Below are 25,908 nucleotides of genomic sequence, written 5' to 3' on the forward strand. Positions count from 1 at the left end.
ATGCAGTTTCTATATCTCTTGAAGAATAAAGTCCATTCATATATCCATAAAGCATAATTTTCAGCATATTCATTGGCGGTACTTGATTTTCTCTTATTCTAAAATAAGTAGAATATAGTCTAGTTAAATCCATCTCCTCTACAAACTGACTTAGTAATCTCACCGAATCATTTTCTGGAATTATGCAATCTATATCAAAAGGAAGTTTTAATTGATAAAACTTTCGATTTAAAGTATAATTTTGTTGTAAGATTTTTTTTGTTAGCATGAAAAATATTTTACCATAAATCCTAGGCTTATAGAGTCTGGGATTTATTTTTTTTTTGCAAAAGGGGCCTCGCACTAATTATTTAGTGCGACAGCCCCTTTTTTGTTTGAAAAGTAAGCCTTGGTATAACTCCAAAAAATTAAAAGTTAATAATTTATAATCACTAATTTTATATGTCGGAATATTATAAAATTAAGGATAAATTATATAACTAAGGAGGAGCTTAATATGGCAAATTACACAGGAATAGATATAAGCAATTGGCAAGGTAGTATAGATTTTTCACAAGTAAAAAATAGCGGAACACAAATAGTATATATATTAGCATCTCAAGGGAATTATTTTATAGATTCTTATTTACAAGAATTTTATAATGGTGCGATTAGCAATGGATTATTAGTTGGATTTTATCATTTCTTTGATCCAGCAGTTTCAGTAGATGCTCAAGCACAATATTTTACAAATGCTATAAAGGGACTAACTAGTAACTGTAAGCTTGTTTTAGACTTAGAGAAGGCAGGAAACTATGGAGCTAGCGAATTATCAGAATTAGCTGTTGAATTTTTAGAAAAGGTAAAAGCGCTTACAAACACAGAAGTAGCTATATATACTTATGTGAGCTTTGCTAATAATAATATAGTGTCCGGATATGGATTAGAGAATTATCCTTTATGGATAGCAGAATATGGTGTGAATTCTCCACAAGGTAATCCTATATGGGGAAATAGTCATGCTGGATGGCAATATTCAGATACTGGTAGTGTAGCCGGTGTTAGTGGAAATGTAGATATGGATGTATTTACTGAAGAAATGTTATTAGAAGAAAGTAGTAGGATTGTAGGGGATAGTAGCAGTACTAATAATAATTCTAATTCTAATTCAAATAGTAGTTATATTTATTATACAGTACAATCAGGAAATACATTAAGTGGAATAGCAGAGGAATATGGAACAACAGTAAATACTTTAGTAGCTTTAAATGGAATATCAAATCCAAATTTAATATATGTAGGGCAAGTACTAAAAATTCCAACAACAGGATCAGGAGCAAGTGTATCAACATCATCTACAATAAACTATACAGTACAAGCAGGAGACACATTAAGTGGGATAGCAGAAGAGTATGGAACAACAGTGAATACTTTAGTAGCCTTAAACGGAATATCAAATCCAAATTTAATATATGTAGGACAAGTACTCAAGATTCCAGTATCAGGATCTGAATCAACATCAAATTCTACAGTTACAACCTATACAGTACAATCAGGAGATACTCTAAGTGGAATAGCATTGAAATTTGGAACAACAGTTAATCATTTAGTAGCTATAAATGGAATATCAAATCCAAACTTAATATATGTAGGACAAGTATTAAAAATATAACAATTAAGAGATAAGGTTTTTAAATTTTAGGATAAAGTGAATGGTTAGTATATATTGCTTATAACTATTCACTTTTAATTTTAGATTAATAGAAATTTTTAAGCGTAATTTAAGATTTGGTAGTAGAAGATACATTAATGAATACTAAATAATATGGCAAAAGTACTAAATGGCGATGAGAGTTATATTGACTAACTCTTTGCTAAAATATTATTTGTTAATAAAACGAAGAATAACTAATAAATTGGCAAGGAATAATAAATATAAGGAAATTAATAAAGTAGCGAAAGGAACTGTTTTAATGAGGGAAGAAAAAGTAAAAATAATTCCCCTTGGTGGACTAGGGGAAATAGGTAAAAATATTACAGTTTTTGAATGTGATGATGAAATTATTGTTGTTGATTGTGGAATAGCATTTCCAGATGAAGAGATGTACGGGGTAGATTTAATAATACCAGATATATCGTATTTGAAGAATAATGTTAAAAAGATAAAAGGTATATTCTTAACACATGGACATGAGGACCATATAGGGTCATTACCATATGTACTAAAAGAAGTGAATGTGCCCATATATGGAACTAAATTGACTATAGGTATAGTAAAGACAAAGTTAGAAGAACATAATTTACTATCAGAAGTTAAATTACATAATGTTGAAGCTGGAGATGTAATTAAATTTGATAAGTTTAAGGTTGAATTTATAAGAAACACCCATAGTATAGCTGACTCTTGTAGCTTAGCTATATTTACTCCAGTTGGTACAATATTACATACAGGGGACTTTAAAATAGATTATACACCAATCGATGGAGAAACAATGGATTTGCAAAGGATATCTAATTTAGGTAAAGAAGGAGTAACTTTACTTATGGCAGATAGTACTAATGTTGAAAGAAAGGGACATTCTTTATCAGAGAAAAGTATAGGGCACACATTAGATAGAATTATTAGTAAAGCTAAAGGAAGAGTTATTGTAGCAACTTTTGCATCTAATATACATAGAATGCAACAAATTGTTGATGCTTCTATTAAAAATAAAAGAAAGGTTGTTTTTAATGGAAGAAGTATGGAGAATATATCAAAAGTTGCAATGGAACTAGGATATCTGCATATACCTGAGAATAGTGTATTAAGTATTGATGATTTAAAAGATTACGATAATAGTAAAATCACATTAATTACAACTGGAAGTCAAGGAGAACCAATGGCATCTTTAGCAAGAATAGCATTTTCTAATCATAGGAAAATAGCTATAGAGCATGAAGATACTTTTATAATTTCTGCTTCTCCAATCCCTGGAAATGATAAACTTATTTCTAGGGTTATAAATGAGTTGTTTAGAAAAGGTGCAGATGTTATATACGAAGATTTAGCAGATGTGCATGTATCAGGTCATGCATATCAAGAGGAGTTGAAGCTAATACATACTTTAGTTAATCCTAAATATTTTATGCCTGTTCATGGTGAATATAGACATTTAAAACATCATGGTGATTTGGCAGAAAATTTAGGTATGGATAAAAATAATATATTTATTTTAGAAACTGGAAATGTACTAGAACTAACTAAAAATGGTTGTAAAAAAGAAGGTAAAGTAAGAACTGGAGCTGTATTTGTTGATGGATTGGGTGTTGGAGACGTTGGGAATATAGTATTAAGGGATAGAAGGCACTTAGCACAAGATGGAATGTTAACTATAGTTGTTGCAATTGAAAGAGAGACATTAAGTATAGTATCAGGACCAGATGTTATTACAAGAGGATTTGTATATGTTAAGGAATCAGAGGAGTTAATCAATAAAGTTAAAGAAATATCAGTAATTGAAGTAGAAAAGTGTTTAGAGATTGGTGTTATTGAATGGTATGTATTAAAAAGTAATGTGAAAAAAGCAGTAGAAAATTATATTTACGAAAAAACAAAAAGAAGACCAACTATAATTCCAATTATAATGGAGACATAAATATAATTTTTAAAATTATATTTACATATTTGATAAAGCAAACAAAAGTATGTATAATTATTATGTAAACATTTAAAGTGGGGAAGGGTAATAAATATGAATATAGGAACAGTTAAAAAATATCAAGAGTTAATGCAAGAATTTTCAAAAACTCCAAGAGAAGATGTTATGAGATTTAAAAAGAAATATGAAGAAGTTTTAAGTGAATTCTTAAAGTTAGAAGAAGTTTATACTATAGCTTCAAAAAAATCTTCGTTAGAAGATATTAAAAATAATGTAGCTAAGCCATTATGTGCGTTAAATCATAAAAAAATGCCAGGAATGTGGTTTTTTTCTGAAAGAGAATTTGCACAAGACTTTGTAAAGCATTTTGGCTTAATAAAAGATGGAGTTGAATATATAAGAACATTAAAAGGTGAAGAAATTATAGAAGCAATTAAGTATGGAGTATTTAATGGTATTTATCAGTTTTCTATAGATGAAGGTAAATGTACCATGGTTATGGTTCCATATGATTTATTAAATGCTTATTTCAATAGCAAAGGTGAAGAGAACTTTTTAGAAAAAAATCAATATGAATTAATGATTCTATTTACTATGATGAAGTTCCATGGAAAGCTTGTATATGCAATTGAAAGTGATGATTTAGGTAAGGATGGAAAAAGTAAATTAGCTTGCGATAGAAAAGGTGTACTTAATTTATTTGAAAAGAAAGATGATGCCGATATACATAAATATGATATTGGATATGGTAGAAAAGAATCAAAGGGATTAAATATAATTGAATTAAGAAATTCAATTAATGAAATTTCAGAAGAAGTAGAAGTAGTAAAGATTGAAATTAAAGAAAATGTATTTGAAATAAGTAGTAAAAAGTTAGCTTATATATTAAATGAAATGACTAAAATTAATCAATAAATTATATAAAAAAATAACTGAATTTAAGATAATATTGAATAGTAATATACATGTAAATGATATTATGAATATTAGATATAGCTAGGATAAATACACCTTGTGGCTAATTTAGTGAGTAGAATAGGGAGTTTCCATTATTGTTAGTATAGATAGCTTTTTACTTTTTAATTAAAATTATATATAATACTTAAATGAAAGTTGTTATATTAAAAATTTTACTTTTATAAGATTGAAAGGAGATTTATCTATGAAAGATTTATTAGATAAAGGAGCTGTAGTACAAAGGGATATGGAAACATATGCAATAGCGCCACATTTAACAGGAGGCTTAATTACTCCAAAGCAATTAAGAGATATAGCTGATGTTGCAGAAAGATATAATGCTTCTGCTGTAAAAGTTACTGGAGCTCAAAGAATTGCTATAGTTGGAATAAAGGAAGAAGATATAGATAAGGCATGGGCTGATTTAGGAATGAAACCTGGAGCTGCTATAGGGTTATGCGTTAGAAGCGTAAAGATATGCCCAGGAACTACTTTCTGTAAGAGAGGATTACAAGATTCAGTTGCAATAGGATCTAAATTAGATGGTGCATTCCATGGAAGAAATCTTCCTAATAAGTTAAAAATAGGTGTAAGTGGATGTCCAAATAGTTGTGCTGATAGCCATACAAGAGATATTGGTTTAATTGGAGGACCTAAAGGATGGATTCTTTACCTTGGAGGAAGAGGTGGAGTTATTCCTAGATTAGGTGATAGAATAGCTATGAATATTCCAGATGAAAAAATCTTTGATGTAGTTGAAAAAGTAATAGATATTTATGCTGAACATGGTCAAGGAAGAGAAAGATTAGGAAATTATATAGATAGAATTGGCTTAGAAGAATTTAAAAAGCAATTAAATATTGAAGAGTTTTTAAATGCATAATTTAAGATAATAGAGGCAAATATTAAAGTATGATTAACATAATCAGCTTTAATATTTGCTTTTTTATTATTTAAACTAGTTATATAAAAAAAATTTAAATAATATTTAAAAGTAGTACAAAATATATAGTGTTTAAGAGAAATTCTTTTATTATAAAAAGGTATTTCGAGAGTTAAAGTTATTTACTTAACATAAATATAGGGTATACTAATTAAATGAAATAATAAATTTTTATAAAGATGAGGGAAGCAGATTGAATAATACATTTAGTAAATATAATTTATGCAATGAAATAATGAAAGCATTAGATGGTATAGGATATAAAAATCCATCAGATGTACAGGATAAAGTAATTCCAGAAGTGCTTAAGGGAAATGATATCATAGTTAAATCTCAAACAGGGAGCGGAAAGACAGCTGCATTTGCAATACCTTTAAGTGAAAAGGTAGTTTGGGAAGAAAATAAACCACAAGCTTTAATATTAACTCCAACAAGAGAACTTGCAATTCAAGTAAAAGAAGAAATTAAAAATATAGGAAGATTTAAAAGATTAAAAGCTGTTGCTGTATTTGGAAAACAACCTTTTTCAGAACAAGCTAGAGAATTAAAGCAAAAATCACACTTTGTTGTTGGAACTCCAGGAAGAGTATTTGATCATATTGATAGAGGAACATTAGATACTTCAGAGATTAAATATTTAGTAATTGATGAAGCAGATGAAATGTTAAACATGGGATTTATAGATCAAGTAAGAGATATTATTAATACCTTAAACAAAAATAGACAAACAATGCTGTTTTCAGCAACTATTCCCGAGGAAATAATATCATTATGTAATATGTATATGAAGAATCCTATTAATATTGAAATAAAATCACAAAAGCTAATAACTGATAATATTAAACATGAACTATATAGATTTGAAGAGTTTTATAAATTGGATAACTTAAGTAAGCTTTTGATAAGTGAAGCTCCTGAAACTGCAGTTATTTTCTGTAAAACTAAAGAGAATGTTGATAAGGTTTTTGAAAATTTAAATAAGAAGGGTTATTCAGTTAATAAAATTCATGGCGGTATGCTTCAAAAAGATAGACTTGATGTTATGGATAAATTTAAAAGAGGGAATTTTAGAGTTTTAGTAGCTACGGATGTTGCTGCAAGAGGAATTGATGTTGAAGGAATTACTCATGTTATAAACTATGATTTGCCTGTTGAAAAAGAAGCTTATGTACATAGAATAGGAAGAACAGGAAGAGCTGGAGCTAGTGGGAAAGCTATATCTTTTGTTAATCAATATGAAGATGGATTACTTGATATGATTCAAGAATACATAGGTTTTAAAATTCCAGTAAGTAGTGAACTTCCAGAAGTAAATTCTGAAAAAAGAAATGAGTCTATTAAGTTATTAAAGTCTAAGCCAAAAATGAAAAGAGAAAAAGATAAGGTAATTAATAAGAATATTACTAAAATATATTTCAATGGTGGTAAAAAGAAAAAATTAAGACCAGGAGATTTTGTAGGTGCTATTTCAAGAATAGAAGGAATTACTGCCGAAGATATAGGAATAATAGATGTTCAAGATACTGTATCTTATGTTGATATTTTAAATGGAAAAGGAAACAAGGTTATAGAAGCACTTAAAAATTCAACAATAAAAGGTAAAAAGCTTAAGGTAGAAAAGGCAAGAAAGTAATAAAGTATTAAGGGTTGTATCAAAATTGATACAACCTTTTTGTTAAAAGTAGATATAATTAATATAAAAAATGAACATTTATTAAGAAAATTAAACAATTTTTATTTAAACTATTGATATTAAGGTAAAAATAGTATATTCTATTGGTAACGTTAACATTAAAAAATTATCATATTTAATATATAGTTTAAAAATTATACAAGGGGGCAGATTAGTTATGGGAATAGCTGTTATAGAAAATAACAATAGATTTAATATAGTATGTAATAATATTAAAGATAGATCTTCAAAAAGTGAAATATGTAATAGTAAGGATGGAAAAAGATTTTATAAAATAAAAGGTTTTTCTAAGGATAAGGCTGTAGAATGTATAGAAATAATATCAAAAGATAGATTAGAAGTTGTTCTTACTTTTAAAGGAGTATCGTTAGAGGATACTAAAATGTTAAAGAGAATAAAGTTAAAAGGTTTAAAAGAGGATGCAATTTATAAGAACATAAGAACGAGGGAAGTATTTTCAGGTGGGGCATTAATGAATTTAGGAGTAAATATTAATACACTATGTGGAGATATTGAAGGTAGTGTTATTTATTTAAAGGCAATATAAAATATAATGAAGTGAAAATTTTTATAGGAAGCTTAAATTGGCTTCCTTTTTTGTTTTACAAAATATAATGTATAATTACTTTATAAGAGCAAATTAGAAATAGAATTTAGGAGTAAATTATTATGAACTACAAAGTAATATTATTTGATGCAGATGAAACTTTATTTGATTTTAAAAAAACAGAAAGAGAAGCTTTTAAAAATACTATGATGGAATTTGGATTTGATTATGATGAAAGTTATCATTTTAGTATATATAAAGAAATAAATACTGCTATTTGGAAAGAACTTGAGGAAGGCATAATTACTCAAGAAAAATTAAAAATAGAAAGGTTTAAAAGATTAAATGATAAGTTGAATGCGGGTTTTGATGAGGAAGAATTTTCAAAAGCTTACATGATTAATTTAGGTAATGGATCCTTTTTACTAGATGGAGCAATTGAACTTATAGAAGATTTAAGTAGTAAGTATATTCTTTCTATTGTAACTAATGGTCTTACCATTATACAAGAAAGAAGAGTTAAAAATTCGGTTATCGCAAAATACTTTAAAGATATAGTAATTTCAGAGGAGGTGGGAATTTCAAAGCCAAATCCTGAAATTTTTGAATATGCTTTAAGTAATATTGAAGGTGTAAATAAAAATGAGATTCTTATGATTGGAGATAGCTTGAGCTCTGATATAAGAGGTGGTATTAATTATGGTATTGATACTTGTTGGTTTAATATACACAAGGAAAAAAATAATAGTGGTTTAAGCCCTACTTATGAAGTGTCTAGCTATAAAGAATTAGCAGATTTATTATCATAAATAAATTGGAGGAAATAAAACCGTGAAGCAAGAAATATTGAAGAAGGTTAAGGAGCAGTTGGCCAAGGATTATAATTGTTCAGTTGAGGATTTTGATAATAGAAATAATTTAATAACAAATATTGAGTTAAATGAAGGTGATAGAAGGTATACTGATGATAAAGAAATATTAAAAATACTTGTTTTTAATGGAAAGGCAATTTTATCTGCTGATGAATGTATTAAAGAATGGTGCAACGAAAAGTTTTCAAATGGAAATGGTGATTGGCTATTTTTATATTCCAATTTAAGAATCATAGACAAAAAGTTAAATGAATTTGGATATGAAATAGAAAATACCCATCATTATTATTTGCCATATGGTATAGATGATGATATAGTAAATGATTTAAAATGGTATAATCAAGATGAAATAAAGCAGTTTAAGGATGATAATAGATTTGATGAAGCATTTGCATTTGATAATAATTTTCCAGATGTACTTGCTGTAGCTAAGATTGATGAGCGTGGAAATATATTGGGCATGGCTGGAGCTAGTAAAGATAGTGATGTAATGTGGCAAATTGGAATTAATGTTTTAGAAGGCGCTGAAGAGAAAGGTGTTGCTAAGACTGTAGTTAAAGCATTAAAAAATGAAATACTACGTAGAGGAAAGGTTCCTTTTTATGGTACAGTAGAATCACATATAATATCACAAAAGGTTGCATTGGCTTCAGGATTTTATCCAGCTTTTGCAGAAGTGAAGATAAGAAAAATATAATAGTTGTTAATAAAGAAAAAATAAATAGATTATCTCTAGAAATTAATATAACTTTCCTTAAGATACTCTATTTATTTTTTCGCCTTACCATGATGCAACCATTAAATATAGTGTGTATTTCTGAATTCTGATGGAGTAACGCCTTCAAAAGATTTAAATGTTCTAGAAAAATGGCTTTGATCATAAAAGCCAAGAGATATAGCAATATCAAGCATACTTTTATTAGTTGTAAGTAATAAAACCTTAGCTCTATCTATTTTAATTTTTTTAGAATATTTCATTAAAGAAATTCCCATATGCTTTTTAAAACAAGTAGAAGCATATTCAGGAGTTATTCCTAAATGTTCAGATATTTTATCGAGAGACATAAAACTTTCAATATTCATATGCAAATGTTGAAGAAGCTTGTTTACTATAAAGTTGTCCTTCACTTCAACATCACTAATTAAAAATTCAAGATATGCTTCAGCCATTTCAAGTTCAAGTTCTTGTAAGGCTTTTAAATCATTTAAAGTAGGTATTTTTTCATAATACTTATTGTATAAAGTATGTAAGTATTTCTTTGAAATACCATGTCTTATAATTTCCTTAGAAAATATAGCATTCCAAATATATAAATCTATTTTTTTATCCTCAATGTTTAAATCATCTTCTAATTCACCAATATGCTTTTGTTGAATTTTATAAAGTATGGCAGGCCTGTCACTAGTATCGATAAAAGATGAAAATTCATTACTAAATATATTTAAATCTGAAATAAAGCTTTCATACATAAAAAAATCCCCCATCTTAAAATAAAATATATTAAATATATAACTATTATATTATAAATATACAAATTAGCTCAACTTAAAAATTTATAATTATGTATATAGATATTATAAAATAGATGAGGTGGTTATATGAATAAGCATGCAGTTTTTCATGTTTTAGATACTCCTTATGCTTATGGTAAGGATAAAGATACATTAGTAGTTAGAGTAAGGGTAGCAAGAAACGATGTTAATGAATGTTATATCTATTATAAGGATAGGTATGATTGGGAAAATCCATATTTAAAAAAGAAAATGATAGTTGTTGCTGAAACTGAGTTGTTTACGTATTATCAGGCAGAAATTTCAGTGTTTAGAAATAGATATAGATATTATTTTGAGTTTATAGATAATAATAATCAAAGGTTTGAATATAATGAACGAGGATTTGTTAATCGAGAGTTTAAATATAATGATATGAATTCATTCCAATTTCCATATATAGCAGAAGAGGATTTATATTATGAAGAAAAGTGGCTTCAAGAGTCAGTGGTATATCAAATTTTCCCTGATAGATTTTGCAATGGTGATAGCAATATAAATGTTGAAGGAACACTTCCATGGGGAAAGGGTAAGGTTCATAAAAGAAGTATGTATGGGGGTGATTTGAGAGGGATAATAGATAAATTGCCATATTTAAAAGATTTGGGGATAAATTTAATTTACTTAACGCCTATTTTTAAATCAACAACTAATCATAAATATAATACAAAAGATTACTTTGATATAGATCCTCAATTTGGTACTTTAAGTGAAGCAAGAGAATTGGTTGAAAAGGCACATAGTAATGGAATAAGGATAGTATTTGATGCTGTTTTTAACCATTCAGGATCAGATTTTTTCGCATTTGAAGATGTGATTAAAAATCAACAAGAATCAAAATATAAGGATTGGTATTTTATTGATTCATGGCCAGTTAGTAAGTCAAAGAATAAGTATTATACATTTGCAAACGGTTGTGATAATATGCCGAAATTAAATACAAATAATGAAGAGGTTAAAGAGTATTTACTTAAGGTTGGAGAGTATTGGATTAAAGAAATTGGAATAGATGGTTGGAGACTTGATGTTTGTGATGAAGTTGGGCATGAATTTTGGAGAGCTTTTAGGAAGGTAGTTAAGAAAGCTAATAAAAATGCTGTTATTATTGGTGAAATAATGCACGAAGCAAATTCTTTCTTAAAAGGGGACCAATTAGATGGAATTATGAACTATCCATTTAAAAATGCAATTATAGATTTCTTTGGTAAAAACATTATTACAGCAAGAGAGTTTTTAGATATAATGGCTGAAAATAGGGTTTTATATATGGATAGTATAACTAAGCAAATGTGGAATTTGGTTGGAAGTCATGATACTAAAAGAATTTATGATGAATGTGAAGGTAATATAGATAGAATTAAATTAGCAATTGCATATCAATTTTTATATTTAGGTGTTCCATATATTTATTATGGAGATGAAGTTGGTTTAGATGGAGGAGATGACCCTCAAAACAGAAAATGTATGATTTGGGATGAAGAAAAGCAAAATAAAGAGTTGCTTAATTTCTACAAAAAAATGATTAAAATTAGAGCTTCAAATAAGGCGCTTGTTCATGGTGATTTTGAAGAAGTGTATTGTGATGAAAACTTATTAGCGTTTAAAAGGGTACTAAATGATGAAAAGTTAATAGTTATATTTAACAATAGTGATGAAGATGCTATTATAGAATTAAATTTAAAATGTAGTGCTAAAGAGCTAATTACAGGTAATATCCAAGAATTAAAGAAAATAAATTTAGATAAAAGATCATTTAAAGTTTTTAAATACTAAAAGTAAATTAATGACATTAATAAGCTTCGGTGTAGAATTGATAAAATTAATTTTACATCGAAGTAATTTAATCATAATTATATTGACAAACTGTAAAAATATGATAATATAAAATTAAGAAAACAATTTCACGAGTCCTAAAAAGGGGAAAATTTTTTAAGGACTTTATTAAAATAATTAATAAAGAAGTGATGTAATGAATAAGGTAGTAAGAGGTAGCTTTGAACTTATGAAGCAATTAAATGTTTCAGCGGTACTTAAGGTTATTAGAGATAATGGAAGTTTATCACGTGCTGATGTTGCAAAGATAACAGGATTAACGCCGGCAAGTGTGACTAATATTACTAAAATGCTTATAGAAGATGAATATTTAGTTGAATGTAAAGTAGGACAGTCAAGTGGAGGAAGGCCACCAATAATGTTAGAATTAAATCCAAATGCCAGATATGTAATAGGAATAAGTATTGGCGTAGGGATGATAGATGTTGTCATAACAAATCTTTCGGCAGAAATTATATTAAAAAAATCTATTGAAATTAATGAAGAAAGATATGATTATGATTTTGTTTTTAAAGAGTTAGTTAAATTAATTAATGAAGTTATAGAATGTAGTAAAATTGAAAAAGAAAAAATATTAGGGGCAGGGGTAGCGTTACATGGAATAGTAAATGCTAGAACAGGAATGTCTATATACTCACCTTACTATGGCTGGAAGGAAATAAATATTAAAGAAGCATTAGAAAATGAATTAAACTTAGGTGTTTATGTTGATAATGATGTTAGAGCAATGGCTTTAGGAGAAAGTTGGTTTGGAATTACTAAGGATATATCAAATTTTGTAACATTGAATATTTCAAATGGTATAGGTGCTGGAATTATTATAAATAATAAACCTTATTATGGGGTTGATTTTAGTGCAGGAGAAATAGGTCATATAGTTGTTGAAGGTGATGGAGATAAATGTAATTGTGGCAATTATGGATGCCTTGAGACAGTTGCATCTAATAATAATATTACTAAAAAAGCTATTAAACTTATTAAGCAAGGTACAAATAGTGTTTTAAAAGAGTTAAAGGCTGATATTAATCAATTAACAATAGAAGATATTTCTGAAGCAGCTAAGTTAGAAGATGAGTTAGCAATATCTATAATAAAGGAAGCAGCAAGATATATAGGAATAGCAATTACAAATTTAATAAATATATTAAATCCTACATCAATAGTAGTTGTTGGTGAAATATTTGAAAATACATTCTATGCAATTGAGACATTAAATGAAATTGTCAAGAATAGAGGAATGAAGCTTTCAAGTGAAAATGTAAGGATAATTAAAAGTATGTTAGGAAGAGATGCAGCAGTAGTTGGTGCTACAACATTAGTAATACAAGAAATATTTAATGGGATGAGTATTAATTAAATATGAGATAGACAAATAACCAAAGTTTGTTAAATCAATTAAAAAATAAAAATAAAAGTGGATGGTGAGATTATGAATAAAATTGGGTATGAAATTGAGAGGCTTTTAAAATTTGCATTGAGTAAGGAAATGATTTCCAAGTGGGACATAATTGCAACAAGAAATGCATTAATTGATTTATTGAAAGTTGAGGAACCATTTGAAGGTGAAGTAGAAGAAGTAATTGAAGAGACACCTGTTAAGATATTAAATAATATTTTAGATTATGCAGTTGAGGCTGGATTAATAGAAGAAAATACAACAACACATAGAGATTTATTTGATGCTAAGATTATGGGCTTATTAATGCCAAGAGAAAGTGAAGTTGTTAAGAGTTTTTATGATAAGTATGAAAATGAATCTAAGGAAAAAGCAACAGATTGGTTTTATGATTTAAGCAAAGCATCAAATTATATTATGACAGAAAGAATAGCTAAAAATCTTTGGTGGCCTGCAAAAACAGAATATGGTGAGTTAGAAATAACGGTTAATTTATCTAAACCAGAAAAAGATCCTAAAGAAATTGCAAAAGCTAAGCTAATGAAACAATCAACATATCCAAAATGTCTTCTTTGTAAAGAAAATGTAGGGTATGCAGGTAGATTAAATCATCCAGCAAGACAAAATCATAGAATTATACCTATGATTTTAGATAATAGAGAGTGGTTTATGCAATACTCACCATATGTTTACTATAATGAGCATTGTATTGTATTTAGTGGTGAACATGAGCCAATGAAATTAACAAGAGGTTCAATTGAAAGGCTTGTTGAATTTACAGAAGTTTTACCACATTATTTTATAGGTTCAAATGCGGATTTACCAATAGTAGGTGGTTCAATATTAACACATGATCATTACCAAGGTGGAAGACATGAATTCCCAATGGAAAAGGCTAAAGTAGAAAAATACTATGAAAGTAGTAAATATAGAAATCTTGAAATTGGAAGTGTTAAATGGCCAATGTCTGTAGTTAGAATTAAGGGAAATAATAAGAATGAAGTTATAGATGCAGCAATGGATATATTTGAAGCATGGAAAATGTATTCTGATGAAGAAAATGATATATTAGCATTTTCAGGAGATATACCTCATAATACAGTAACACCAATAGCAAGAAGAAAAGGTGATGCTTTTGAGTTAGATATAGTATTAAGAAATAATAGAACTTCTGCAGAACATCCAGATGGAATATTCCATCCACATAAGGAGCTTCATCATATAAAGAAAGAAAATATAGGATTAATTGAAGTTATGGGATTAGCTGTTTTACCAGGACGATTAGAGAAGGAATTAGATATTATAGCTAATATACTATGTGGTGAATTAGATTATAACAGAGAAGAAGCAGAAAGAAATAATGAAATTAATAAGCATATTCCATGGATAGAAAAAATGTTAAGAGAAAATTCATCATTAAATTATATTGAGGCAAAGGAATTGCTTAAAAAGGAAGTTGGATTTATATTCTCAAAAGTACTTGAAGATGCTGGTGTATTTAAGAGAAATAAAAAAGGACAGGCTGGACTAGATAAATTCTTAAACCAAGTACTTTAGATAGTGATAAGTTTGTTATTTAATTTTATAAATAGATTGTTATAAGAGAGGTTGAATAGAGAATGAATAGAGAAGAAATGTTACAGTTATTTAAAAATGAATATGGTGTAGATGATAGAGAGATAAAAACTTTCTTATCGCCAGGAAGAGTTAATTTAATTGGAGAACATATAGATTATAATGGTGGATTTGTATTTCCAGGAGCACTTACTGTTGGTATTTATGCTGCATTAGCATTAAGAGATGATAGTAAAATAAGAATGAGATCAAAAAATGTTGCTGGTGAAGTTATTATAGATTTAGATAATGAATTAGTATATAAGAAGGAAGATGATTGGGGTAATTACCCGAAGGGAGTTATCAAAGAACTTAAGGATTTAGGGCATAAGGTACCAGGAATGGATATTGTGCTATTTAGTAATATTCCAGATGGTGCTGGACTTTCATCTTCAGCTGCGCTTGAAGTTTTAATGGCATATATTATTCTTTATTTAGAAAATCCAGAAAAAATTGATAGAGTTGAAGTAGCTAAGCTTTGTCAAAAGGTAGAGAATGAATTTGTAGGTGTTAATTGTGGAATAATGGATCAATTTGCAGTAGCTGTAGGAAAGAAGGATCATGCAATATTATTAGATTGCGCTTCTCTTTATTATGAATATGCTCCATTAAATTTAGGTGAATATAGCTTAGTAATAATGAGTACTAACAAGAGGAGAGAACTTGCAGATTCAAAGTACAATGAAAGAAGAGCCGAATGTGAAAAGGCGCTTGCTATTATAAATAGTAATAAAGAAAGAAAATTAGAAAATCTATGCCAAGCAACTTTAGATGATATAGAAAAATTCATCACTGATGAAACTATAAAAAGAAGAGCCGTACATGTTGTTAGTGAAAATGAAAGAGTTAAAATGAGTATGGAAATGCTTAAGAATAATGATATCTTAGGCTTTGGAGAACTTTTAACAGCTTCACATATGTCTCTTGAAAAAGATTATGAAGTTACAGGGATTCATCTTGATACTTTAGTTCATGAAGCTTTAAAGATTGAAGGCTGTATTGGCGCTAGAATGACAGGTGCTGGATTTGGAGGATGTGCAATAGCTTTGGTTGATAATGCTAAAGTAATTGAATTCAAAGAAAAAGTATCTATAGCATATGAAGAGGTTACAAAAATTAAACCATCATTCTATACAAGTAATATAGGTGAAGGAACTCATGTGCTTAATTAGCAAAACATATAAAATTATTGGAAACCTAAAAAGGTTTCCTTTTTTCTTGTAAAGAATAGTATTCAATTACAAATAGATAAAATTATTGACTACTAACTAATAAAAAAGTATAATTAGAAAGCATTGTCTGGAAAAAGAAAAAGATTAATGTTCGTTAAAATGCGAATAAAAAATAAGTTGACTAAAATATGATTCGTGTTTATGCTAAAGGTATAATAAAATTCGACATAATTTTCAGGAGGCTTATATTATGAAAAATGCTTTAGTATTTCAATCAGATTTTGGTATAGCGGATGGAGCTGTTAGTGCTATGTATGGAGTTGCATACTCTGTAGATAAAACATTACAATTATTTGATTTAACTCATGAAATACCACAATACAATATCTGGGAGGCGTCATATAGACTAATACAAACTGTAGTTTATTGGCCAGAAGGAAGTGTATTTGTTTCTGTAGTAGATCCAGGAGTAGGTTCTAATAGAAAAAGTATTGGGGTTAAGACTGCAAAAGGGCAATACATAATAACACCGGACAATGGAACATTAACTCATATTAAACGTATGTGTGGAATTGTAGAAGCAAGAGAAATAGATGAAACTATAAATAGATTACCTAATTCAGGAGCATCATATACATTCCATGGAAGAGATATATATGCTTATACAGGTGCTAGACTTGCTGCTGGAGTTATAGATTTTGAACAAGTTGGACCAGAAATTCCAGTTGAAGATATAGTTGAATTACCAGTAGTTGAATCAACAAAGAATAATGATATGGTAACTGGAACAATTGATGTTTTAGATGTTAGATTCGGAAGTCTTTGGACAAACATCGGAAGAGAGTTATTTACTAGTTTAGGTATCAAGTATGGCGATAGAGTAGAAGTTGCAATAAAGAATGATACAAGAGAAGTTTACAGAAATATAATGGTATATGCAAAATCATTTGCAGACGTTCATGTTGGGGAGACTTTAGTATATGTTAATTCATTAGATAACTTAGCAGTTGCTATAAATCAAGGTTCTTTCTCAAAAGCATATAACATACAAACAGGAACTAATTGGATAATTTCTATTAGAAAGGCTCCAAGAGTAGTTTATGAATAAAATTTAAAGTATCATATAGTATATTGAGAAGGAGGAAATAATATGGGTAACAAATTATCAATTAAAACAATTGTGGCAATTGGTATTGGTGCTGCAGTATTTATGATATTAGGTCGTTTTGGGTCTATTCCATCTGGAATACCAAATACTAATATTGAAACATGCTATGCATTTTTAGCATTAATGGCAGTTTTATATGGACCAATTGCAGGGGTTGCTATTGGGTTCATAGGACATGCATTAAAAGACTTAGTTTTCTATGGTCCACCATGGTTTAGCTGGGTTATTGCTTCAGCTTCAATAGGACTTATAATTGGGTTAGCATGTAAAAGATTAAAGGTTAATGAAGGTGAATTTGGTAAAAAACAAATGATATTATTTAATATTTACCAAGTTGTGGCTAATGCAATAGCATGGCTTTTAATTGCACCAACATTAGATATACTTATATATGCTGAACCAGCTAAGAAAGTTTATTTACAAGGTGCTGTAGCAGGGGCTTCAAATGCGATTACAGTTGGAATATTAGGTACTATATTATTATATACTTATTCTAAGACTAGAGTTAAAAAGGGAAGCTTAGATAGAGAATAATATCTATTAAAATACCGGAGACTTTATGTCTCTGGTATTTTTAGTTAATTTAAAAAAGAATTTGTTTCATAATATACATATGATTAAAAATATAGTATTATCTTTAATGTAGATTATTACTTAGACTTTGCTATAAAAAATTTAAGCACTAAAAGCGAATAAAGTAATAGTAAGTAGTTTATTAAAATAAGATAATAAAAAAATTAAATAATAATTAATAAATTGTAATTTACATAAAAAACGAGGGAGATTTGCTATGAAAAAACCTGTAATTGAGTTCGTGGATTTTTCTTTTCAATACAGAGCTCAAGCAAAGCCAACATTAAATAACATAAATTTAACTATATATGAAGGAGAAAAGGTGCTTATAGTAGGGCCGTCAGGATCAGGTAAAAGTACTCTTTCGAATTGTATAAATGGGATTGTACCATTTTCTAATGAAGGTAAAATTTCTGGAAGTTTAAAAGTTAAAGGCAAAGAAACTAAGGAAATGAGTATATTTGAGTTGTCAAATTCAGTAGGAACTGTACTTCAAGACCCTGATGGACAGTTTATAGGATTGACAGTTGGAGAAGATATAGCTTTTAAGTTAGAGAATGATTGTGTATCTCAAGAAGAAATGAAAGAAAAAGTTAAAATTGTTTCTGAAATTGTTGGAATAGACACTCATTTAAATGATGCACCATATAGTTTGTCAGGTGGACAAAAACAACGTGTTACATTAGCTGGAGTTATGGTTGGAGATGTTGATATACTTTTATTTGATGAGCCACTTGCAAGCTTAGATCCTGCAACAGGAAAAAGTGCAATTGAGTTAATAGATCAAATTCAAAAGGAAACTAAAAAGACTATATTAATAATAGAACATAGATTAGAAGATGTATTACATTGTGCTGTGGATAGAGTAATTGTTGTTAATAATGGTGAAATAGCTGCGGATATAACTCCAGCAGAATTATTAAGTTCAAATATTTTATCTGAAACTGGAATACGTGAACCATTATATATTACAGCTTTAAAATATGCAGGATGTACAATTACTCCAGAAATGAAACCAGAACATATTGATACTTTAAATATAGATTTATGCAGAGAAAAATTAAAAACTTGGTATGAAGAAACTTCTGAAGAGGAAAAGCAAACAACAGGTGAAGCTATCCTTGAAATGAAGGATGTAAAGTTCTCGTATGAAAGTGGAAAAGAAATATTACATGGTGTTTCATTTAAGGTTAATAAAGGTGAAATGGTTAGTATCGTAGGAAGAAATGGAGCAGGTAAATCAACTATTTCTAAATTAATATGTGGTTTTTATAAGCCAACAGAAGGTCAAATATTATTTGATGGTAGAGATTTAATAAATGATACTATTAAAGAACGTGCAGAAAAAATAGGTATTGTAATGCAAAATCCAAATCAAATGATATCTAAAACTATGATTTTTGATGAAGTAGCTTTAGGACTTAAGGTTAGAGGAGTTCCTGAAGAAGAAATTAAAAATAGAGTATTTGAGACGCTAAAGATTTGTGGATTATACGAATTCCGTAATTGGCCAATATCAGCTTTAAGCTTTGGACAAAAGAAACGTGTTACAATAGCATCAATATTAGTATTAAATCCGGAAGTTATTATTTTAGATGAGCCTACAGCAGGTCAGGACTTTAAACATTACACTGAAATTATGGAATTCTTAAAAGAATTAAATAAAAAAGGTGTAACTATAGTAATGATAACTCATGATATGCATCTAATGCTTGAATATACTAACAGAGCAATAGTACTATCAAATGGATTAAAATTAGCTGAGGATATTGCAGCTAATGTTCTTACAGATGAAGAAGTAATCAATAAGGCAAATTTAAAGGAAACATCTTTATATGAATTAGCTGTAAAGGCTAAACTAGAAAATCCAAGAATGTTTGTTAAGAAGTTTATTGATTACGATAGGAGGATTAGAAGAATATGAGTACGATGATTGGATATTCAGATATAGATTCACCGATTCATAGACTAACAGGGGCATCAAAACTAATTGCCTTAATTATTTGGGCAGTAGCTTCAATGGTTACATACGATACACGTGTACTTTTAGGAATGTTTGTTATAAGTATAATTGTATTTAAAATTTCAAAAGTAGAATTCAAACAAATTTCATTTGTTTTATATTTCATATTAATATTTTTATTACTAAATAATTTAGCTATTTTTATATTCTCGCCATATGAAGGGGTTGCGATATATGGAAGTAGAACTGATTTATTTAAGATTGCAGGACCATATACAGTAACTGCACAACAACTATTTTATCAATTTAACATAACATTAAAGTATTTTTCTATAATACCAATGGCCTTATTATTTATGGTAGCAACTAATCCAAGTGAGTTTGCATCATCATTAAATAAAATAGGTGTAAGCTATAAAATAGCATATTCGGTTTCTATAGCATTAAGATATATACCAGATGTTCAACGTGATTATCAAGATATATCATTTGCACAACAAGCTAGGGGAATAGATATGTCTAAGAAAGAAAAAATAGGTAAAAGAATTAAAAATTCAGCATCTATATTAATGCCATTAATATTCTCAAGTTTAGAGAGAATAGAAACTATAAGTTCAGCTATGGAATTAAGAGCATTTGGTAGTAATAAGAAGCGTACTTGGTATAATGGTAGACCGTTTAAAAAAGGAGATTATATAACAATAATATTAGTTAGTATAATATTAGTAATAGCTATTATTGCAACAGTAATTAATGGCGGACGTTTTTATAATCCATTTATTTAAAGAATAATAAGTTAGCACTATTGAAAAAATAATAGTGCTAACTTATTCTATTATATAGGGAATATTAATGAGGAAAAATGCAAAAAAATATATAGGTATTTAAAAATAAATGCTAAATGTGATGTTTTTGTAACTATTTTGTAATTTAATTGTGTGTATATATAGTTATAATAAAGGTATAAATGATAGTAGAAAAAACTAGGGGGCAGTTTGAGTAATGAGAAATTCAAAGAGAATTACCAATAAAGATAGTAGTAAGAATCAGAAAATACTTATTGGAGTTTTAGCAATTACAGTAGTAATTTTAATTGGGGTAATTGCTTTGAATATTAATAAGGATGAAGCCAAGCAAGTAAGTGCGAAGCAAGGCACAGAATTAGAAATGGAAGAAAATGATGGAAGAGATTCAAATTCATCAGAAGAAAGATTAACATATACAAGTTATGAAAATGATATAAACGCAGATAATGCTAGAGAAATTGAAAATATGTTAAATAAGTGGAATTATCTAAGAACAGATGGAAAGAAAATTGCATATTTAACATTTGATGATGGTCCTTCAATTGAAACAACTCCAAAAATATTAGAAACTCTAAGAAATAATGAGATTAAGGCCACATTTTTTGTGTTAGGTAGTAATGTTGAAAAGAGTGATACTCAAAAAGAGTTATTAAAGGAGATGGTAAAAGAAGGTCATGCTATTGGAAATCATGGATATTGTCATAATTATAGTATTTTATATCCAGGAAGAGTTGCTGATACTACAGCATTTATAAATGATATGGAAAAATCAGAGAATGTAATGAAATCAGTTTTAGGAGATGATTTTAGTACTAAAGTGATTAGATTCCCAGGAGGGCATATGTCATGGAAGACAGGAAATCTTGATCCGGTTCTAGAACAACATGGATATACTTATATAGATTGGAATGTTTTAAATGGAGATGCTGAAGGAAATGGTAAAACTGTTGAGCAATTAATTAATAGATTAAAAGAAACAATAACCAATTTATGTGGAAATGATGATGTTTTAGTTGTTTTAATGCATGATACTGATGCAAAACCTACTACGGCAGAATCATTACAACAAAGTATAGACTATTTAAAGTCTTTAGGATATGAATTTAGAACTTTAAAATAAAAATGCTGGATAAATACAAATTTTATCCAGTATTTTATTTGCATAAAATTCAAATTATAAATAACAGATTATAATAATGTATATTTGTGAGGAAATAATGAAAAAGATATTAATAGTTGAAGATGAAGAAAGTATAAGAGGATTTTTAAAAATAAATTTGAAGAGAAATGGATATGAGGTTATTGAGGTAGATAATGGAGAGGATGGTATAAAAATAGCTATTAATGAAAAACCTGCAATAGTAATACTTGATGTAATGTTGCCAGGAATAGATGGCTTTAATGTATGTAAAAGAATTAGAGAAGAAGAAAAGAATATAGGGATTATTATGCTTACAGCAAAGAGTCAAGACATTGATAAAATAACAGGATTAGAATATGGAGCAGATGATTATATTGTAAAGCCATTTAATCCTATGGAACTTTTATTAAGAATAAAGGCAATATTAAGAAGAATTGGTGATGAAGAAGAAAAAAGAACTATAGAGCAAGGAAGATTTAAAATAGATACTTATGCAAAAAAAGTATTTAAATCAGATAAAGAAATTGATTTAACACCTAAAGAATATTCTATAATAAAATTATTTTTAGAAAATCCAGAGAAGGCATTTTCTAGGGATGAATTAATGGATTTAATTTGGGGAGAAAATTATATTGCGGATCCTAAAATTGTTGATGTTAATATAAGAAGATTAAGAAGTAAAATAGAATCATCTTCATCAAAACAAGGATACATAGAAACTATATGGGGATTTGGATATAGATGGAGGGGCGAAGAGGTTGAAGAGCATAAGAAGTAAACTATTAAAAAACTTTTTAATAGTAATAGTATCTACAGTATTAGTCTTTGATGTATTAACGATTTTATGTCTTAAGGCATATTATTATAAAAATACCCAGAACACATTAATTAATCAATTAGAATCAGCTATAAACTTTTATCAAAAATATTTTTCTAATAATAAATTAATGGAAAACATTTATGATAATGTAGATATTTTTTGGAATACAAAAGAAGAGCAAATTGAAATTTTAGATTCAGATGGGAATTTATTAATGGATTCTTACGGAATTAGAGATAATCAACTTTTAAGTACCCCAGATATAGCAAAGGCCAAAAGTGGAAATGTAGGAATATGGAGTGGGCATATTGATTGGTATAATGAAAAGGTAATGATTATTTCCAAGGGAATTAATTCAAAAATTGATGCAGATGAAATGATAGGGATAGTAAGAATTGTATTTCCACTAACTGAAGTAAATAGAATATTAGATTCATTTAGCATTTTAATATTATTTGTTTCTGTTGTAGTTATAGTATTAGGAGTAATAATGAGCTTAATAATAGCTAGAGATATAGTTAAACCTATAAAAAAAATAACAAAAGTAGCTAAAGAAATGGCTGATGGAAATTTGGATATAAGAAGTAATATTACAGATAATATTGAAATTTCGCAATTGTCGAAAACATTGAACTATATGGGAAGCGAATTAGAGAAGAGAGAAAAGTTGAAAAATGAATTTATTTCATCTATTTCACATGAATTAAGAACGCCATTAACATCTATTAAGGGATGGGCTATAACATTAAAGTATGATTATAGTGATGTTGATACACTTGAATTAGGATTAGATATTATAGAAAAAGAAAGTGATAGATTAACAGATATGGTTGAAGAATTATTAGATTTTTCTAAGTTAATCAATGGAGTTATTACATTAAATAAGAGTAATTGTGATATAAAAGAATTTATGCTTTTTATAGAAAATAACTGGAAGCCAAGGGCTATAAAAGAAAGAAGAAAATTCACTGTGTTAATCCAACCTAATATAGGATATGGTTATTTTGATGAGAATAGGTTAAAACAAGTGTTAAATAATATTATTGATAATGCATTTAAATTTACTGATAAAAATGGTGTAATAATTATAAAAGCAAGTAGAGTAAATAATACCTTCCAATTAGATATAGAGGATAATGGAATAGGTATAAGCAAAGAAGACTTACCAAGAATTAAGGATAAATTCTACAAAGGGAAAAATAGTAAATCTAAAAATGGAATAGGATTATCAATTGCAGATGAGATAATTATGCTTCATGGAGGGAAATTTAAAATAAATAGTAAGGAAAATGAAGGAACAACAATACAAATAGAAATTCCCTTAAGTGAGGGGGATAATCTATGATGAAAGTAAAAAGATATATAATAATATTAATTACAATATTTATATCAATGTTCATAAGTTGTAAAAGCGTAAATAAAAAGCTAGAAAAAATGAACAGTTTTAAATTTATAGGTGTTTGGAAGATAAATTCTGTAGAAGTATTTGATGAAGATGAAGCTGACTATACTGATAATATGTTAAATAAAGAAATAAAAATAGGAAGTAATGAAATAAAAATATTAGATAATAATAAAAAGCAAGTAAGGTATAAGTTAAAAGCTATTAAAAGTGACTATATGCTATCATACGAAAAGAATGTATCTATAAGTAAATATATGAATGGGAAAGAATTTATAGATTTGATTTCAGTAATAGATAATAATCAAGTGGTAGGAGAGTTCTTTTTAAATTCAGATACAGAAATGACATTTATATATCATGGATATTTATTAAATTTAACTAAGATTAGTGAAAATGTGAGCTTCAGAAGTGATGAAGAAGAGAAAGATATAAATAGTGAAATTAAGTATGATGATTTTGATACATTAGAAGGAGTTATGTTAGGGTTAAAGACTCCTAGAGAAGAATTAGATGATATGAGTTATACTGAAGAAAGTTATAGAACACTTTGGATATCACACCATAATTATAGATTAGGATATGTATATGCAAAAGAAAATATAATATTTCCAAGGTTAAGTGGAATTTGGAGCTTGAGAGTAAAGGAAAATAGTAAAGATGGATTTGTTATTGATGAATTTAAGGTAGGAGTATATGGGGAAGTAAGTAGTGAAAAAAATGAAATAAGTAATAATTTTGTTACAAATATATATAAAAGTATACTTTTTGTTGGGAATGATTATATAGCTATTCAAAAGTATGTAGGAGATAATTTTCAAGGAAATTATCCAATATATGAAATAATTCCAGTAAGCAATATTAATATAGATAGTGGATTACAAGTTAATGAAATATTTAATGAAAAAGAAAAGGAAAAATATCTTAATGAATTAAAAAATAAAATAGATAGTTTGTCAGATGAGGAAAAAGAAAGATTGAATGTTGGGACTTATGATGAAAGTAATGTTGCTATTAAAAGAGAACTTGGAAAGTGGAGATTTATAGGAAAGATTTTGCCTAAAAATATGAATGAAGATGGAGAAGAATTTAATATAGGAATATTGCCAGAGAAGAGATTTATTAATTATAATACTATGTATATTTCTTGGAAAGATTTAAAGAGTGAGTTAGGGTTATTTAAGGATGCATTTATATCTCCGTTAGGTAAAATAGCATTAATTCAGTTTGATAAATATATATCTATATATAAAATAGAAAACGGAATGTTAATTACTGAACCTATAGAAATGATTCCAATTGATGAAAATGAAGAAGTAATAATGGCGGAATGGTGTGATGGTAGTTATGTGGAACAATGGGAAAAGGTATTTCTTGATGGAGATGTAATTTTAGATGATAATTATTAATTAGTAATTATGTAAAATGTTTAATATACACTTACAAAGGTATTGTAAAAAAAAAAATATATGGTATAATTAAGGAGAAGTCAATTTTGACAATAACAAGATTTAAAGTAGATTAATAAAATTTCTCCTTATTTTTTAAGAGTAATATTATTAACCATGATAAATCTTAAGAAAATGGAGGAATTTATAATGGCAGATAAGACTATTGTATGCAGAGATTGCGGAAAAGAATTTTTATTCACAGAAGGTGAACAAGCATTTTACAAAGAAAAAGGATTCGATAACGAACCAGTAAGATGCGTTGAATGCAGAAGAGCAAGAAAAGCACAACAAAACAATAGAAAGTAATTGAATTTTCAAGACTGTAAGAATTAATCTTACAGTCTTTTTTTATAAAAAGATAAATATAGTATAAAATATATTTAGATAAA

General features: G+C 27.9%; 23 protein-coding genes. 21 read left to right on the forward strand and 2 right to left on the reverse strand.

Features of this window, described 5'->3' with window-relative positions:
- Positions 1-268 (reverse strand): transposase (locus ABUA17_RS01015; protein WP_349824091.1); only part of this gene is annotated, 268 nt, incomplete at its 3' end.
- A 228-nt stretch (positions 269-496) separates the two neighbouring features.
- Here ABUA17_RS01015 and ABUA17_RS01020 point away from each other — a divergent pair.
- From ABUA17_RS01020 to ABUA17_RS01055, 8 genes are all read left to right on the forward strand, one after another.
- Positions 497-1,651 carry a LysM peptidoglycan-binding domain-containing protein gene (locus ABUA17_RS01020; protein ID WP_195948466.1) on the forward strand — a complete coding sequence of 385 codons (1,155 nt, stop codon included), beginning with the start codon at positions 497-499 and terminating at the stop codon, positions 1,649-1,651.
- Positions 1,652-1,952: 301 nt separating this feature from the next.
- Positions 1,953-3,614: a ribonuclease J gene (locus ABUA17_RS01025; protein WP_055274947.1), complete on the forward strand. Its 1,662-nt coding sequence runs from the start codon at positions 1,953-1,955 to the stop codon at positions 3,612-3,614.
- A 96-nt stretch (positions 3,615-3,710) separates the two neighbouring features.
- Positions 3,711-4,532 (forward strand): hypothetical protein, encoded by an 822-nt coding sequence (locus ABUA17_RS01030; protein ID WP_042394624.1) that lies wholly within the window; start codon positions 3,711-3,713, stop codon positions 4,530-4,532.
- Positions 4,533-4,779: 247 nt separating this feature from the next.
- Positions 4,780-5,457: a ferredoxin-like domain-containing protein gene (locus tag ABUA17_RS01035; protein ID WP_042394622.1), complete on the forward strand. Its 678-nt coding sequence runs from the start codon at positions 4,780-4,782 to the stop codon at positions 5,455-5,457.
- A 253-nt stretch (positions 5,458-5,710) separates the two neighbouring features.
- A complete protein-coding gene (locus tag ABUA17_RS01040; RefSeq protein WP_042394619.1) occupies positions 5,711-7,150 on the forward strand; it encodes a DEAD/DEAH box helicase in 1,440 nt (479 codons plus the stop codon).
- A 217-nt stretch (positions 7,151-7,367) separates the two neighbouring features.
- A complete protein-coding gene (locus ABUA17_RS01045) occupies positions 7,368-7,757 on the forward strand; it encodes a GH36 C-terminal domain-containing protein (RefSeq protein ID WP_042394616.1) in 390 nt (129 codons plus the stop codon).
- A gap of 122 nt (positions 7,758-7,879) precedes the next feature.
- Positions 7,880-8,566 carry a YjjG family noncanonical pyrimidine nucleotidase gene (locus tag ABUA17_RS01050; protein WP_349818166.1) on the forward strand — a complete coding sequence of 229 codons (687 nt, stop codon included), beginning with the start codon at positions 7,880-7,882 and terminating at the stop codon, positions 8,564-8,566.
- 22 nt (positions 8,567-8,588) lie between these two features.
- Complete coding sequence (locus ABUA17_RS01055) at positions 8,589-9,326, forward strand: GNAT family N-acetyltransferase (protein WP_055274783.1); 738 nt, start codon at positions 8,589-8,591, stop codon at positions 9,324-9,326.
- Positions 9,327-9,427: 101 nt separating this feature from the next.
- Here the strand turns inward: ABUA17_RS01055 and ABUA17_RS01060 are convergent, their stop codons facing one another.
- Entirely contained in the window at positions 9,428-10,099 is a 672-nt protein-coding gene (locus tag ABUA17_RS01060; RefSeq protein WP_042394607.1) for a helix-turn-helix transcriptional regulator, read from the reverse strand.
- A 129-nt stretch (positions 10,100-10,228) separates the two neighbouring features.
- Between ABUA17_RS01060 and ABUA17_RS01065 the strand changes: the two genes are divergently transcribed.
- The 13 genes from ABUA17_RS01065 (at position 10,229) to ABUA17_RS01125 (ending at position 25,825) form a co-directional block, all read left to right on the forward strand.
- The gene (locus ABUA17_RS01065) at positions 10,229-11,953 is read left to right on the forward strand and encodes a glycoside hydrolase family 13 protein (protein WP_042394604.1); all 1,725 of its coding nucleotides are present in this window, start codon (positions 10,229-10,231) and stop codon (positions 11,951-11,953) included.
- Positions 11,954-12,149: 196 nt separating this feature from the next.
- The gene (locus tag ABUA17_RS01070) at positions 12,150-13,370 is read left to right on the forward strand and encodes an ROK family transcriptional regulator (RefSeq protein ID WP_055274785.1); all 1,221 of its coding nucleotides are present in this window, start codon (positions 12,150-12,152) and stop codon (positions 13,368-13,370) included.
- Between the two features lie 72 nt (positions 13,371-13,442).
- Positions 13,443-14,966, forward strand: a complete 1,524-nt coding sequence (gene galT / locus ABUA17_RS01075) for a UDP-glucose--hexose-1-phosphate uridylyltransferase (RefSeq protein ID WP_042394599.1) — start codon at positions 13,443-13,445, stop codon at positions 14,964-14,966.
- A gap of 62 nt (positions 14,967-15,028) precedes the next feature.
- Positions 15,029-16,195 carry a galactokinase gene (locus ABUA17_RS01080; RefSeq protein ID WP_195955166.1) on the forward strand — a complete coding sequence of 389 codons (1,167 nt, stop codon included), beginning with the start codon at positions 15,029-15,031 and terminating at the stop codon, positions 16,193-16,195.
- A gap of 250 nt (positions 16,196-16,445) precedes the next feature.
- Positions 16,446-17,303, forward strand: coding sequence for an SAM hydrolase/SAM-dependent halogenase family protein (locus tag ABUA17_RS01085; protein ID WP_172676129.1), 858 nt, complete (start codon positions 16,446-16,448; stop codon positions 17,301-17,303).
- Between the two features lie 42 nt (positions 17,304-17,345).
- Positions 17,346-17,897, forward strand: a complete 552-nt coding sequence (locus tag ABUA17_RS01090; protein ID WP_195951496.1) for an ECF-type riboflavin transporter substrate-binding protein — start codon at positions 17,346-17,348, stop codon at positions 17,895-17,897.
- Positions 17,898-18,153: 256 nt separating this feature from the next.
- Positions 18,154-19,860, forward strand: a complete 1,707-nt coding sequence (locus tag ABUA17_RS01095) for an ABC transporter ATP-binding protein (RefSeq protein WP_195958766.1) — start codon at positions 18,154-18,156, stop codon at positions 19,858-19,860.
- The gene (locus ABUA17_RS01100; protein ID WP_042394590.1) at positions 19,857-20,684 is read left to right on the forward strand and encodes an energy-coupling factor transporter transmembrane component T family protein; all 828 of its coding nucleotides are present in this window, start codon (positions 19,857-19,859) and stop codon (positions 20,682-20,684) included. The genes ABUA17_RS01095 and ABUA17_RS01100 overlap by 4 nt, the downstream gene beginning before the upstream one ends.
- Before the next feature lie 217 nt (positions 20,685-20,901).
- Positions 20,902-21,825: a polysaccharide deacetylase family protein gene (locus ABUA17_RS01105; protein WP_055274789.1), complete on the forward strand. Its 924-nt coding sequence runs from the start codon at positions 20,902-20,904 to the stop codon at positions 21,823-21,825.
- Between the two features lie 97 nt (positions 21,826-21,922).
- A complete protein-coding gene (locus tag ABUA17_RS01110; RefSeq protein ID WP_042394583.1) occupies positions 21,923-22,624 on the forward strand; it encodes a response regulator transcription factor in 702 nt (233 codons plus the stop codon).
- On the forward strand, positions 22,605-24,011 hold the full coding sequence (locus tag ABUA17_RS01115) for a sensor histidine kinase (RefSeq protein ID WP_055274791.1): 1,407 nt from the start codon (positions 22,605-22,607) through the stop codon (positions 24,009-24,011). Before ABUA17_RS01110 ends, ABUA17_RS01115 begins: the two co-directional genes overlap by 20 nt.
- Entirely contained in the window at positions 24,008-25,477 is a 1,470-nt protein-coding gene (locus ABUA17_RS01120) for a hypothetical protein (protein ID WP_055274793.1), read from the forward strand. The genes ABUA17_RS01115 and ABUA17_RS01120 overlap by 4 nt, the downstream gene beginning before the upstream one ends.
- A 189-nt stretch (positions 25,478-25,666) precedes the next feature.
- Complete coding sequence (locus ABUA17_RS01125) at positions 25,667-25,825, forward strand: zinc-ribbon domain-containing protein (RefSeq protein WP_042394571.1); 159 nt, start codon at positions 25,667-25,669, stop codon at positions 25,823-25,825.
- Positions 25,826-25,908: the final 83 nt, after the last annotated feature.

The organism is Clostridium sp. RTP31139st1_H3_RTP31139_211217 (assembly GCF_040227035.1).
GTDB lineage: Bacteria > Bacillota > Clostridia > Clostridiales > Clostridiaceae > Clostridium > Clostridium saudiense.

Coding starts and splice junctions, on each gene's coding strand:
- ABUA17_RS01085 (WP_172676129.1), top strand. CDS start 16,446: ATGAAAAATGCTTTAGTATTTCAATCAGATTTTGGTATAGCGGATGGA.
- ABUA17_RS01065 (WP_042394604.1), top strand. CDS start 10,229: ATGAATAAGCATGCAGTTTTTCATGTTTTAGATACTCCTTATGCTTAT.
- ABUA17_RS01090 (WP_195951496.1), top strand. CDS start 17,346: ATGGGTAACAAATTATCAATTAAAACAATTGTGGCAATTGGTATTGGT.
- ABUA17_RS01120 (WP_055274793.1), top strand. CDS start 24,008: ATGATGAAAGTAAAAAGATATATAATAATATTAATTACAATATTTATA.
- ABUA17_RS01080 (WP_195955166.1), top strand. CDS start 15,029: ATGAATAGAGAAGAAATGTTACAGTTATTTAAAAATGAATATGGTGTA.
- ABUA17_RS01070 (WP_055274785.1), top strand. CDS start 12,150: ATGAATAAGGTAGTAAGAGGTAGCTTTGAACTTATGAAGCAATTAAAT.
- ABUA17_RS01095 (WP_195958766.1), top strand. CDS start 18,154: ATGAAAAAACCTGTAATTGAGTTCGTGGATTTTTCTTTTCAATACAGA.
- ABUA17_RS01025 (WP_055274947.1), top strand. CDS start 1,953: ATGAGGGAAGAAAAAGTAAAAATAATTCCCCTTGGTGGACTAGGGGAA.
- ABUA17_RS01060 (WP_042394607.1), bottom strand. CDS start 10,099: ATGTATGAAAGCTTTATTTCAGATTTAAATATATTTAGTAATGAATTT.
- galT (WP_042394599.1), top strand. CDS start 13,443: ATGAATAAAATTGGGTATGAAATTGAGAGGCTTTTAAAATTTGCATTG.
- ABUA17_RS01110 (WP_042394583.1), top strand. CDS start 21,923: ATGAAAAAGATATTAATAGTTGAAGATGAAGAAAGTATAAGAGGATTT.
- ABUA17_RS01125 (WP_042394571.1), top strand. CDS start 25,667: ATGGCAGATAAGACTATTGTATGCAGAGATTGCGGAAAAGAATTTTTA.
- ABUA17_RS01045 (WP_042394616.1), top strand. CDS start 7,368: ATGGGAATAGCTGTTATAGAAAATAACAATAGATTTAATATAGTATGT.
- ABUA17_RS01100 (WP_042394590.1), top strand. CDS start 19,857: ATGAGTACGATGATTGGATATTCAGATATAGATTCACCGATTCATAGA.
- ABUA17_RS01020 (WP_195948466.1), top strand. CDS start 497: ATGGCAAATTACACAGGAATAGATATAAGCAATTGGCAAGGTAGTATA.
- ABUA17_RS01105 (WP_055274789.1), top strand. CDS start 20,902: ATGAGAAATTCAAAGAGAATTACCAATAAAGATAGTAGTAAGAATCAG.
- ABUA17_RS01030 (WP_042394624.1), top strand. CDS start 3,711: ATGAATATAGGAACAGTTAAAAAATATCAAGAGTTAATGCAAGAATTT.
- ABUA17_RS01035 (WP_042394622.1), top strand. CDS start 4,780: ATGAAAGATTTATTAGATAAAGGAGCTGTAGTACAAAGGGATATGGAA.
- ABUA17_RS01050 (WP_349818166.1), top strand. CDS start 7,880: ATGAACTACAAAGTAATATTATTTGATGCAGATGAAACTTTATTTGAT.